The organism is Fervidicola ferrireducens (assembly GCF_001562425.1).
GTDB lineage: Bacteria > Bacillota > Thermosediminibacteria > Thermosediminibacterales > Thermosediminibacteraceae > Fervidicola > Fervidicola ferrireducens.
In genome coordinates this window covers 18128-30340 of record NZ_LOED01000027.1, presented here as the reverse complement: position 1 = coordinate 30340, position 12213 = coordinate 18128, and the positions used below count along the sequence as shown (strand labels likewise).

Here is a 12213-nt window from a genome sequence, read left to right as displayed (position 1 = left end):
AGCCCCCATATTTTTGATTCTTTAAGGTGACATTTTCATACGATATTTAACCGCATTTTTGCCCATTTTTAGGTGACATTTTTAAAAGATATTGACACTGATTTTTTGTTTGAGTCTCAGGACGGAAAATTCTGATGCAAGTGCTACTCCGGGATATTCACCGTCTATCTTAGCTTCTAGCATTAAAAAAGTTTTGGACATCCACCGCAAACAGTCTTGAAAATTTTGCTTTTTCCAAAACATTTTAGATAATTTGAACATTATTTTCCGCGCTATCTTTATATTCCCTGAGCTTCTATCCCCGTAATTAGCCACTTACCCTTTATTCTTTCAACGGTTGCTTTAATCAGCGTTCTCCACTCCTCGCCGGGGACGCTGGTTATTTCCACAATTTCTCCAAAGACTGTAAATTTGCTTTCATTTTCTTTCACTATATCTATTATATCGATTTATATCGATTCTATCCGGCCAGGGGCTTGAACCGTACCTACCTGGTGCCTTCGTCGGGTCCTTTATCCATTCGTTTTAGTGTCATCGTTGAAGAGGTGGCAATTGTAGGTTAATCCATTTACTTCCAAGGATCTTTACATAACTCGAGCACCCTTGCGCCATAAACCCGCATGTCTTTCAGCTTTAGATCTGGAAAAGCCCCATGTCTAATCTCGCTTTCAAGAGGTCCGGTCGCCATCGCTAACAGCATCTGGCGGTCGTTACTGTATTCGGCCTTTACAAAGGCTACACTCCTTGCTAATACGGTGCGCTGTAAATTCCATTGCCACCCGTAATAAACACTTCCGTAAAGGAGCAAACCGTATCATATCAACCCTCCTTTCCAGTTGTTTCCGCTTGCCGCTGAATGCGGAAAATAATTTGTTTTTTTGTCCGCAACGCTCCAGAGCACACTCACCATCAACTCACAATATCACCTCTTTCTACTGTGTTTTACTTTACTTTTTGGAAAAATTTTATTGTTGTTCAATATAATCTTTCTCCTCTATAATACAGTCGTTTTATGTCGCCAAAAAGTTCCCTTATTTTATAAAAAAAAGAGCGGATTTTTCCCGCTCCTTATGTTTATTTTTCCTTATTCATAACTTCCTGCTTCCAGGCTTTTGGGCTGGCAGGCCTTTTCTGCAGAGGGGACACTCTTCAGGGGGATAGGACTCGACTTCCATGCTCAAAAGGGAATAAAACGGCACCCCGAAGTCCACCTTGCCTGCGCTCCTGTCCACCAGAGCTCCGACGCCCACCACCTCGCCACCGCAGGACCGGACTATGTCAATCACTTCCTTCACCGAACCGCCGGTAGTCACCACGTCCTCAACTACAAGGACACATTCTCCCGGCTCTATGGAAAAGCCCCTGCGAAGGGTCATCACATCGTTTTCCCTTTCGGCAAAAATGGCCCTTGCGCCCAGAGCCCTTGCCACTTCGTAGGCAACTATTATGCCGCCGATGGCGGGCCCAATTACCGTGTCTACCTTGCTTTCTCTGAAATTTTGTGCCAGCTCCTTCAAGGCTTTTTCGGCAAGCTTGGGATACTGGAGGAGCCTTGCACACTGGAGGTATTTTTCGCTGTGCCTGCCGGAAGTCAGGATAAAGTGCCCGGTAAGCAGCACTCCGGCCTTTTCAAAAATCTCCTGTATTTCTTCGCGCGTCAAGAGTTATCCCCCTTTCAATCGAATATTTTTTCGAGTGCGACTAGTGGGTCTTCCGCCGCCGTCACCGGACGCCCTATGACGATGTAGTCGGCACCAGCCTGTATTGCATCCAGGGGCTTCATAACCCGCTTTTGGTCCAAAGCTGCGGCAAAGGCGGGACGGACCCCGGGGGCTACCACCAAGAAGTCCCTCCCCAAAACCTCCTTTATTTCACGGACTTCCTCGGGAGATGCCACCACCCCGTCCAGTCCTGCTTCCTTTGCCATTTTGGCCAGGGAAAGGACTTGCTGCCGGGGAGACTTTTCTACGTTCATCTCCCTCAGGTCCTCGACGTCAAGGCTTGTGAGCACCGTTACGGCCAGAATTTTGGGCCGCTTTTCGCTATCACTTTCAAAGACCTCCTCAACCGCTTTTTTCGCCCACTCCATCATCTTCCTGCCGCCGGAGGCATGGACATTCAGTAAAAAGGCCCCCAGCCTTGCCGCCTGCTTCACGGCTCCGTAGACGGTATTCGGGATATCGTGAAATTTGAGGTCCAAAAATACCCGGCACCCCTCTTCGTTTATTCTCCTGACGATGGAAGGCCCGGCACCGGTGAAGAGTTCAAGACCCACCTTGAATATCCCCACGCGGTTTTTTAAAAGTCTCACGATTTCAATAGCCTTTTTTTCTTCATTAGTGTCGAGGGCGATTATTACCTTTTTAAAATATTCTTCCACCGGATAAACCCCCTTCAAAATTCCGCATCATTCCTGTGGGCAAGACCCACCAAATCCGAAATTCTCGTCTTAAGGTTTCGCGTTGCATAATCTTCAAGACCGCGGATTATCTTGAGCGGAGCCGCAGGGTCGGAAAAAATTGCACTTCCCACCGCCACCGCACTCGCTCCCGCCAGGATGAACTCTACAGCATCGCGCCAACCGAATATGCCCCCCATGCCTATAATGGGTATCTTTACTGCCTCATAAACTTCGTACACCATCCTCAATGCAATAGGTTTTACAGCTGGACCCGAAAGACCTGCAAAGACCCTCTTAAAGACTGGCCGCTTTTTTTCCACGTCCACCGCCATCCCGAGCATTGTATTTATTAGCGAGACCGCATCCGCCCCCGCTTCCTCCACCGCCAGCGCTATCTCGCGGATATCCGAGACGTTTGGAGAGAGTTTTGCTATTACAGGAAAGGGGGATTGTTCTTTCACAGCCCTTACCACCTCGTAAGCGCTGTCAGGGTGCCTACTGAAAGCCATGCCCCCTTTTTCCACGTTGGGACATGATATGTTGACCTCGAGGGCCGAAATGCCTTCGAGGGGTGAAAGGCGCTGCGCTATCCTCCTGTATTCCTCCACGGTTTCTCCAGCAATATTGACTATAACCGGCACCTGCAAATTTTTAAGATACGGCCACTCATCCCTTATGAAACCTTCAACTCCGGGATTTTCGAGGCCTACCGAATTCAAAAGACCTGCCGGGGTCTCGAAAAGCCTGGGAGGCGGGTTGCCTTCTTTGGGAAGGAGGGTAATGCCCTTCGTAACTACCGCACCGAGCTCATTCACGTCGAACATCCTCGAATACTCCCTGGCAAACCCGAAGGTACCCGATGCTACCATCACGGGATTTTTGAGGCAAATTCCGGCTATCTTTACGCTCAGGTCTACCATATTTCCACCTCTCCCGCTTCGAAAACCGGACCATCCCGGCAGACCTTTTTATATCCCCCTTTGGCGGACTTCACGGCGCACCCGAGGCAGGCCCCAATCCCGCAACCCATCCGCTCCTCCAGCGAAAGGTAGGCGGGGATGCCGCAGGATGCGGCGATCTCTTTCACCTTTAAAAGGAGCATCCTGGGGCCGCAGGCGTACACGATAGCCTTTACTTTTTTTTCGCTTTTCAAATAATCTTCCAAAAGCTCCGTGGGAAAACCCATTTTGCCACAAGTTCCGTCAACGGTGGCGAGTTCCACCGAAAAGCCATAGGATTCGAAAACTTCCATACCAAAAGTTTCCCGTGCCGAGGAAAAGCCCAGGAAGGCCCTACCTTCCAAGCCCGCCACTTTCGAAAGTTTCTTCGCTAAAAAAAGGAGCGGAGCGACTCCTACTCCTCCGCCAACTATTAACGGCAGCGTCCCCGGCAGGGGCAAGGGGAACCCCCTCCCCAGCGGTCCCATGAGATCCAGCACCTCTCCCGGTTTTTTTTGAGATAAAATCGATGTACCTTCGCCTACCACGCGGTATATGATGTCTGCAGTGTCCTTTTTTCTTTGGACATCAGCGATGCTGAAGGGTCTCCTGAGCAGAGGATGTGGCCCTTTGGTGCACTTAACGTGAAGGAACTGGCCTGGATTTGCGCTTTCTGCCACTTTATTGGCGCGGAGACGAAGTAGATATATGCTGTGGGCCACTTTTTCGTTAAGGATGATTTCCGCTTGATGCAACAGGCTTTCCAGAATATCACCCCCCCTTCGAAATGCTCTCTAGCGGAATAATGTCTATGCTTAAAGCCTCAATCGCTCGGTAAAGCGCCCAAGCGGTGTCAAGAGATGTAAGGCAGGGTATCCCTTCGTCCGCTGCAGCCCTCCTTATCTTGAAACCGTCCCTCCTGGACCCACCCCCTCGGCTCAACGTATTAACTACCAAATTAATCTTTCCATTCCTGAAGAGGTCCATTATATTTGGGGAACCCTCTTCCCACTTGTTAACTACTTTTGCATCGATGCCAGCTTCCTTTAATGCTTTTGCGGTACCCTTCGTAGCGTATATTTCAAATCCTAGATTTTTGAATCCTTTCATCAACCTTACTGCTTCGGGTTTGTCCTTGTCGGCCACAGTGACCAAAATTCCGCCGCTTTTTGGTACTCTTACACCCGATGCGAAGAAGGCCTTGTAGAGTGCCTTTTCGAAGGTCCTCTCTATTCCCAGCACCTCGCCGGTGGACTTCATCTCCGGCCCCAGGGAAATTTCTGCCTGCGTGAGCTTGCCGAAGGAGAAGACCGGCGCCTTTATTGCCACGAAGTCCGGCTCGGGCAAAATACCACCCCTGTATCCCAGGCTCTCTAAGGTTTCGCCCAGGGCTATGCGGGCTGCCAGATCCACCATGGGGACACCCGTTATCTTGCTTAGGTACGGCACCGTTCGGCTGGAGCGCGGGTTTACTTCGAGCACGTACACTTCGTCTCCCCGCACTACGAACTGTATATTCAAAAGCCCTTTTACGCCCAGCTTCAGAGCTATCCTCACCGTGTAGTCCACTATTTTCTCCTTCGCCTTTTTACTCAACGTCCTGGGCGGCCAAACGGCTATGCTGTCTCCGGAGTGAATCCCCGCCCGCTCGATGTGCTCCATAATTCCGGGGATGAGGACTTCCTTTCCGTCGCAAATCGCATCCACTTCCACTTCGGTGCCGCAGATGTACCTGTCTATGAGCACCGGCCTTTCCGGCGACGCCTCCACCGCCTCTTCTATATACGCCTTCAATTCGTCCATATCGTAGACTATCTCCATCGCCCGGCCTCCCAGGACGTAGGACGGGCGAACGAGCACCGGAAAGCCTATTTGGGCAGCTTTTTCCAACGCTTCTTCACAGCTTCTCACCGCGTAGCCCTTGGGACGCGGTATCGAAAGCTCGTTTAAGAAGGCGTCAAATTTTTCACGGTCCTCAGCTATATCTATGGACTTTACCGGCGTGCCGAGTATCCTTACACCTCTTTTCGCCAGCTCCCATGATAGGTTGACCGCCGTCTGCCCGCCGAACTGCACCATGACGCCGATGGGTTTTTCGTTTTCGATGACGGCCATCACGTCTTCGATGTGGAGGGGTTCGAAATACAGCCGGTCGGCGGTGCTGTAATCGGTGCTGACGGTTTCGGGATTGTTGTTTATTATTATAGTCCTGTACCCCATCTTTCTAGCCGCCCAGACCGCATGGACGCAGCAGTAGTCGAACTCTATGCCCTGGCCTATCCTTATGGGGCCCGCTCCCAGAATCACGACACTCTCCTTGCCTTCGGGCTTTGCCTCGTTTTCGGTTTCGAAGGTGGAGTAAAAGTAAGGGGTTTCGGCTTCGAATTCCGCGGCGCACGTGTCCACAATTTTGTAGGTGGGCCGGATGGAGAATTTATCCCTGAGCTCCTTTACCTCCTTTTCCGAAAGGCCCGTGTGCTTGGCTATTACTACATCGGGGAACCCCATCCTCTTTGCCTTTTTGAGGAGCCCTTCGCTGAGATTTTTCCCTTCTCTTTTTAATTCAGCTTCAAGCTTAACTATATTTTCTATCTTCCTTATGAAAAATGGATCTATGCCCGAAAGATCCGATATCTCTTCAACGCCGATGCCCCTGCGCAGGGCTTCCGCTATGGCGAAAAGCCTCTCATCGGTGGCTTGCGCGATTTTAACCTTCAGTTCATCTGCGGAAAGTCCCTCGATTTCTTTCAGCGCAAGGTCCACGACCCCCTGCTCCAGGGACCTTACCGCCTTCATGAAGGCCCCTTCTAAAGTCCTGTCTATCGCCATCACTTCTCCTGTGGCCTTCATCTGGGTTCCCAATGTCCTGTCGGCTTCGGTAAACTTGTCGAAGGGCCACCGGGGCATCTTGACTACGACGTAGTCCACTGCCGGCTCGAAACACGCGGTGGTCTTTCCCGTCACGGGATTTCTTATTTCATCAAGGGTAAGGCCTACTGCTATTTTGGCGGCAATCCTCGCTATGGGGTAGCCCGTTGCCTTTGATGCCAGGGCGCTGGACCTGCTAACCCTCGGGTTAACCTCTATCACGTAGTAGCGCCCGGTCTTCGGATCCAAGGCAAACTGTATGTTGCACCCGCCTTCAACACCTAGTGCCCTAATTATCTTCAGCGCCGCCGATCTCAACATCTGGTATTCCTTATCATTGAGGGTCTGGCAGGGCGCCACCACTATGCTGTCGCCGGTGTGGATGCCGACGGGATCTACGTTTTCCATGCTGCAAACAGTTATGCACTGGTCCTTGCTGTCGCGCATTACCTCGAATTCTATTTCCTTCATCCCAAGTAAGCTCTTTTCCAGGAGCACCTGGTGAATGCGGCTCTGTTTCAGTCCTATATCCACGATTTTCAAAAGATCTTCCTCGTCATACGCTATTCCGCCGCCGGTTCCGCCCAGGGTATACGAAGGCCTGACTATGAGGGGAAAACCCGTCTCCCGGGCGAAGGAAAGGGCTTCATCCACGCTGTAAACAATCCTGCTTTCCGGCACCGGCTCGCCTATTTCTATCATCAGGTTTTTGAACATTTCTCTGTCCTCCGCCTTTTTTATAGTCGAAAGGGGAGTGCCGAGGAGCTTTACACCTTCCTCGGCCAGCACGCCGCTTTCGGCAAGCTCCACCGCCAGGTTGAGCCCCACCTGGCCACCCAGGGTCGGCAGAAGGCCATCGGGCTTTTCGCGCCTTATCACCTTTTCGGCAAATTCCAGCGTCAACGGCTCTATATAAACCCTATCGGCGATCTCGGAGTCGGTCATTATCGTAGCCGGATTGCTGTTTATGAGCACTACCTCAAGCCCTTCTTCCTTCAAGGAAATGCAGGCTTGGGTTCCGGCATAGTCGAATTCCGCGGCCTGGCCTATCACTATCGGTCCTGATCCAATTACCATTACCTTTTTTATCGAAGGGTCTTTAGGCATTTTCAATTCCCCCTTTTGCCAGTGCGATGAATTCGTCAAAGAGATGCCCCATATCTAGTGGACCGGGCGAGGCCTCCGGATGGAACTGCACCGAAAATACGCTGTATTTCGGTATCCAAAGTCCCTCAACAGTCCCATCGTTCACATTTACGAAAGTAACTTCAGCCCCTTCCGGAAGCGTCTCAGAATCTACCGCAAAGCCGTGATTCTGGGAGGTAATATACACTTTGTCCTTTCTCAGGTCCTTAACCGGATGGTTACATCCCCGGTGTCCAAATTTAAGTTTGTAGGTATTCGCACCTAAAGCTAGAGCTATTATCTGATGGCCGAGGCATATGCCGAAAAGGGGCAGCTTGCCTAAAAGATCCCTTGTCGTCTTTACGGCGTAATCGGCTTTCTTTGGGTTGCCTGGCCCGTTGGAAATGACGACGCCCACCGGCTCAAAATCGACCAAAACTTTGGCCGGAGTATCCGCCGGGAAAACCGTAACCCGAAAGCCCCTTTCTACCAGCGACTTTACTATGCTCTTTTTTGCGCCCAAATCCAGGACGGCCACCGGCATGCCGTCTTCTCTGCCGTAAGTTTTTATCTCCTTTGTGGTCACCGCTTTCACCAGTTCCTGATCCTCTAAGGCCGGCACCTCGTGCAGAAGTTTCAGGGCTTCTTCCTCCTCCAGTTCGGTAGAAATCACCGCCTTCATGACCCCGCCGTCCTTTATCTTTTTCGCAAGTGCCCTCGTATCGATCCCCTCTATGCCTATTATGCCGTGCCTTTTTAAATAGCCGTCGAGATTTTCGCCGGAGCCGCCTTGAGGATCTCCCCAGGCCTCGCGAACCACCAAGCCCCGAAGGGCGGGCCTTTCCGATTCGGTAAACTCTTCGAAAAAGCCGTAATTTCCTATTAGCGGATAGGTCATCACCACTATCTGCCCCGCGTACGACGGGTCCGTGATCGTTTCCTGGTAGCCCGTCATCCCGGTTGTGAATACCAGCTCGCCCCATGCGGTTCCCGTAAGCCCCAGGGCTTTACCTTCAAAGACGCTCCCGTCTTCAAGGACGAGAATACTTTTCATCGAAGACCTCCTTTAATTTTGGACTTTACATTCAACAGTATTATTTATAATTTTACATTATAATGCATATTTATGCAATCACCGTTTTAATATTGTTTTTCCGAATATACTATCCTTCCTCCCACCATCGTCATGACCGCTTTGCCCTTGAGCTCCCAGCCTTCAAAGGGGGTGTTTTTCCCCTTCGAGAAGAATTTGGCGCTTTCCACCGCCCACTTTTTCTTTAGGTCTATCACCGTAATATCGGCAAGTGCCCCTTCTTTCAGCGCACCGCCCTCTATCTTGAGGATCCTCGCGGGATTTGCGCTCATCTTTTCCACCACTTCTTCGAGGGAAAGTTTTCCCGCGCCGACGAGGAAGGTTAGGACGAGCCCCAGCGATGTCTCGAGTCCAGAAATTCCGAAGGCGGCTTTGTCGAATTCCACATCCTTCTCGTCCATCGAATGGGGAGCGTGGTCGCTGACTATCGCATCGATGGTGCCGTCCTTCAACCCTTCTATCAGAGCCTCTACGTCTTCTTCGGTGCGAAGGGGCGGATTCACCTTCGCATTGGTGTTGTATCCCATAACCGCATCTTCGGTCAAAACCAGGTGGTGCGGGGCAACCTCGCAGGTGACGGGAATCCCCTCCGCCTTAGCCCTTCTTATAATTTCCACCGAACCCTTCGTGCTGACGTGCGCTATGTGAACCGGAGCTCCAGTTTCCTTCGCAAGGATGACGTCCCTTGCGACCATCACCTCCTCGGCGCTGCGCGGTATGCCGGGCAGGCCCAGTAGGGTGGATACGTATCCTTCATTCATTACCCCGCCCGCGGAGAGGGTCGGATCCTCGCAGTGGTCTATTACGACCTTACCGAAATCCCCGGCATACATCAGTGCCCTCCTCATGAGCGACGCATCGGAAACGCAATTTCCGTCATCGGAAAATGCCACAGCTCCCGCCATCGCCATCTCGCCCATCTCGGCAAGCTCCCTGCCTTCACGCCCTTTGGAGATGCAACCTATGGGGAAGACGCGGGAAAGCCCCACCCTTTCCGCCTTCGATGCAATGTAGCTCACCATTGCGGCATTGTCCACCGGCGGCACGGTATTGGGCATGCAGGCTATCGCGGTAAATCCTCCGGCTGCCGCACTCTTCGCACCGCTTTCTATGTCCTCCTTGTATTCCAGGCCCGGATCGCGAAGGTGGACGTGCATGTCCACAAGCCCCGGAACTACCAGAAGTCCCGATAGGTCAATTACCTTGGCATCCTCAGCTTTTATGTCTTCACCGATCAGGGTTATCCTTTCACCATCTATCAAAACGTCCAAAATCCCATCCAGTCCTCGGGAAGGATCCAAAACCCTTGCGCCTTTTAGCAGGACCTTCAATTCCTTTCACCTCCGATCAGCATATAGAGCACCGCCATGCGGACAGCCACTCCGTTTTTAACCTGCTCGTTTATTAGCGATTGTGGACCATCCATGGCGGCAGAACTCAGCTCTATCCCCCTGTTTACCGGTCCGGGGTGCAGCAAGAGCGCATCCTCTTTTGCCAGTCTCAACTTCTCTTCGTCTATGCCGTAGAACTTGAAGTACTCGCCGGGCGTCGGGAACATGGCCTTCTTTTGGCGCTCCAGCTGAATTCGAAGCGGCATCACCACATCGGCATCCCTCACGGCATCTTCCACGCCCTTTGCCAGGACCGCCCCTAACCTTTCCACTTCTGCGGGAATCAGCGTGCCGGGACCTGCCACGTACACTTTCGATCCCATTTTGGTAAAGCCGAAGATGTTGGAGCGGGCTACCCTGCTGTGCAGTATGTCTCCGACAATAGCCACCTTCAGTCCTGAAAGCGTCCCCTTTTTCACCAGCACCGTGAGCATATCAAGAAGCGCCTGCGTCGGATGTTCGTGGGTGCCATCTCCCGCATTTATAACCGGAACCCTTACGTGGCGGGCTAAGAATTCCGCGGCCCCCGCGGATTGGTGGCGGATCACGATGGCATCTATCGCCATCATCTCTAACGTCTTCGCCGTATCTTTCAGCGTTTCCCCCTTCTGGACGCTGCTCCCCGACGCTGAAAAATTGATGGTATCTGCGCTCAGGTACTTGGCCGCAAGTTCGAAGGAGTTCCTCGTCCTGGTGCTGGGCTCGTAAAACAGGTTCACCACAGCCTTTCCTCTAAGGGTGGGGACCTTTTTGATGTCCCTTTCCATGATTTCTTTTAGCGAGAGCGCCTGGTGGAGGATAAGCGAAATTTCCTCTGCCTCAAGTTCCCTTATGCCGAGAAGGTGTCTTTTTTTCAGCAAAATCCTTCCCTCCTTCAAATTTAAAAACCCTGCCGGTGAGACGGCAGGGTACGAAAGCCAGCTTACGAAAAAAGCCTTCCTCCGTCAGGCGGAGAAAGGCTGTACTTTCATCTTTTTCTTCCCAGCTTTCACCTTACCAGCCTCACGGGACCAGTTTAAAGGTGAACGACCGTTATTCGATTTGTTTTTGATTAGAATAACATAGAACTAAGCATTTGTCAACATGAAGATTTATGGTATGATGTTTCAAAGATATGCTATTATAAATATTAAAGAGACGAAAAAGGGTGAAGATGAAATGAACATTCAATCCCTCAAGTCTTTTATAGCTATTGCAGAAACAAAATCCATGTCCCGGGCTGCGGAGCTCCTATTTGTTACACAACCCGCTTTGAGTCAGCAAATAAAACAATTAGAAACGTATTTTTCAGTGCAATTACTCGAGAGAACCAATCGAGGTATTAAATTAACCGAAGCAGGTAAAATCCTCTACGAACATGCCCGACAAATAGTAACACTTTACCAAACCCTTGAGAAAGAAATGGAAGATTTTCGGGCATCGATAACAGGGAGCTTAACAGTCGGAGCATCATCCATTGTAGGAGGTTACGCAGTGCCATGTAGCATTTTCATTTTTAAAGAAAAATATCCGGAATCGCACATTACGCTAAAAGTAGGAAATAGAAGACAAATCTTAGAGGATCTCAAAAACGGCACAATAGACGTTGCTATTGTTGAAGGTGAAAAGCCTGACGGAAATTTATTTTCAAGCGAAATTGGAAATGATGAAATGGTCGTCATAGCGCCCAATAGAAAACCTTGGGATGAACGAAACATTTTGAGTTTAGACGAATTTTTAAAACAACCTTTAATTATGCGAGAAGAAGGTTCTGGAACAAGACAAATGATAGAAAAATATCTATCAAGATTGGGAATAGATAAAAACCAACTGAATGTAGTTATGGAATTAAGCAGCGCTGATTCAATCAAAGCCGCGGTGGAAGCCGGACATGGTATATCGATTATGCCGAAACTGGCTTTAAAAAAAGAACTATACAATAAAACTCTTGTGGCTTTAAAAATAGAAAATATAACATTATTTCAAAAAATTCATATAGCTTATAAACATGAAAAAGCTCAAAGCAATGTGGCTAAAGCCTTTATAAAGTTCATGCATTCCCCTAACCGCGGCTTTTGTTAGCCTGAGAAGGTATGGTTATTGTCAATTTCCATATACCGTTGTCCACTTCTTCAACCCTGCTTTTAAGTCCTCTCCTCTTCATCTCTTCTACTATTGTCGTAACAGCACAACTGTGGTCGGTAAGAAAGACTATACTGTCTCCCGGCTGCAGTTTTTTTATTTTTGACTGCACTTTAGAATTAGGTATGGGACACATATCTCCCAGTGCATTTATAAAATATTCGGCCATTGTCTTCACTCCTCCGGCACGTCCTTGAAAACAGCTCTCACGATACTTTTCGATATAAAATCTTCTCAGCAAGCGAACAAAAATCCACTTCAAGCTCCTCACACTGC

Annotated in this window: 11 protein-coding genes; 1 reads left to right on the top strand and 10 read right to left on the bottom strand. The window is 50.1% G+C overall.

Going from position 1 to position 12213, the window contains the following annotated elements:
• Window positions 1-278: 278 nt before the first annotated feature.
• The 9 genes from AN618_RS13155 to AN618_RS09540 form a co-directional block, all read right to left on the bottom strand.
• Window positions 279-431 (bottom strand): hypothetical protein, encoded by a 153-nt coding sequence (locus AN618_RS13155; RefSeq protein ID WP_157081705.1) that lies wholly within the window; start codon window positions 429-431, stop codon window positions 279-281.
• A 657-nt stretch (window positions 432-1088) separates the two neighbouring features.
• Window positions 1089-1661 carry an orotate phosphoribosyltransferase gene (gene pyrE / locus AN618_RS09575; protein ID WP_066354352.1) on the bottom strand — a complete coding sequence of 191 codons (573 nt, stop codon included), beginning with the start codon at window positions 1659-1661 and terminating at the stop codon, window positions 1089-1091.
• Window positions 1662-1675: 14 nt separating this feature from the next.
• Window positions 1676-2380, bottom strand: coding sequence for an orotidine-5'-phosphate decarboxylase (gene pyrF, locus AN618_RS09570; RefSeq protein ID WP_066354350.1), 705 nt, complete (start codon window positions 2378-2380; stop codon window positions 1676-1678).
• 14 nt (window positions 2381-2394) lie between these two features.
• Window positions 2395-3321 (bottom strand): dihydroorotate dehydrogenase, encoded by a 927-nt coding sequence (locus AN618_RS09565; RefSeq protein ID WP_066354348.1) that lies wholly within the window; start codon window positions 3319-3321, stop codon window positions 2395-2397.
• On the bottom strand, window positions 3315-4094 hold the full coding sequence (locus tag AN618_RS09560; protein ID WP_245628475.1) for a dihydroorotate dehydrogenase electron transfer subunit: 780 nt from the start codon (window positions 4092-4094) through the stop codon (window positions 3315-3317). The genes AN618_RS09565 and AN618_RS09560 overlap by 7 nt, the downstream gene beginning before the upstream one ends.
• A gap of 16 nt (window positions 4095-4110) precedes the next feature.
• On the bottom strand, window positions 4111-7314 hold the full coding sequence (gene carB, locus AN618_RS09555) for a carbamoyl-phosphate synthase large subunit (protein WP_066354345.1): 3204 nt from the start codon (window positions 7312-7314) through the stop codon (window positions 4111-4113).
• Window positions 7307-8386 carry a glutamine-hydrolyzing carbamoyl-phosphate synthase small subunit gene (gene carA / locus AN618_RS09550; RefSeq protein ID WP_066354343.1) on the bottom strand — a complete coding sequence of 360 codons (1080 nt, stop codon included), beginning with the start codon at window positions 8384-8386 and terminating at the stop codon, window positions 7307-7309. Before carA ends, carB begins: the two co-directional genes overlap by 8 nt.
• 86 nt (window positions 8387-8472) lie before the next feature.
• Complete coding sequence (locus tag AN618_RS09545) at window positions 8473-9756, bottom strand: dihydroorotase (protein WP_066354341.1); 1284 nt, start codon at window positions 9754-9756, stop codon at window positions 8473-8475.
• The gene (locus AN618_RS09540) at window positions 9753-10679 is read right to left on the bottom strand and encodes an aspartate carbamoyltransferase catalytic subunit (protein ID WP_066354369.1); all 927 of its coding nucleotides are present in this window, start codon (window positions 10677-10679) and stop codon (window positions 9753-9755) included. Before AN618_RS09540 ends, AN618_RS09545 begins: the two co-directional genes overlap by 4 nt.
• Window positions 10680-10899: 220 nt before the next feature.
• On the opposite strand from AN618_RS09540, the gene AN618_RS09535 reads away from it, so the two are divergent.
• Window positions 10900-11877: a selenium metabolism-associated LysR family transcriptional regulator gene (locus tag AN618_RS09535; RefSeq protein WP_245628474.1), complete on the top strand. Its 978-nt coding sequence runs from the start codon at window positions 10900-10902 to the stop codon at window positions 11875-11877.
• Here AN618_RS09535 and AN618_RS09530 read toward each other — a convergent pair.
• The gene (locus AN618_RS09530; RefSeq protein ID WP_066354339.1) at window positions 11858-12106 is read right to left on the bottom strand and encodes a sulfurtransferase TusA family protein; all 249 of its coding nucleotides are present in this window, start codon (window positions 12104-12106) and stop codon (window positions 11858-11860) included. The two genes, AN618_RS09535 and AN618_RS09530, sit on opposite strands and share 20 nt — an antisense overlap.
• Window positions 12107-12213: the final 107 nt, after the last annotated feature.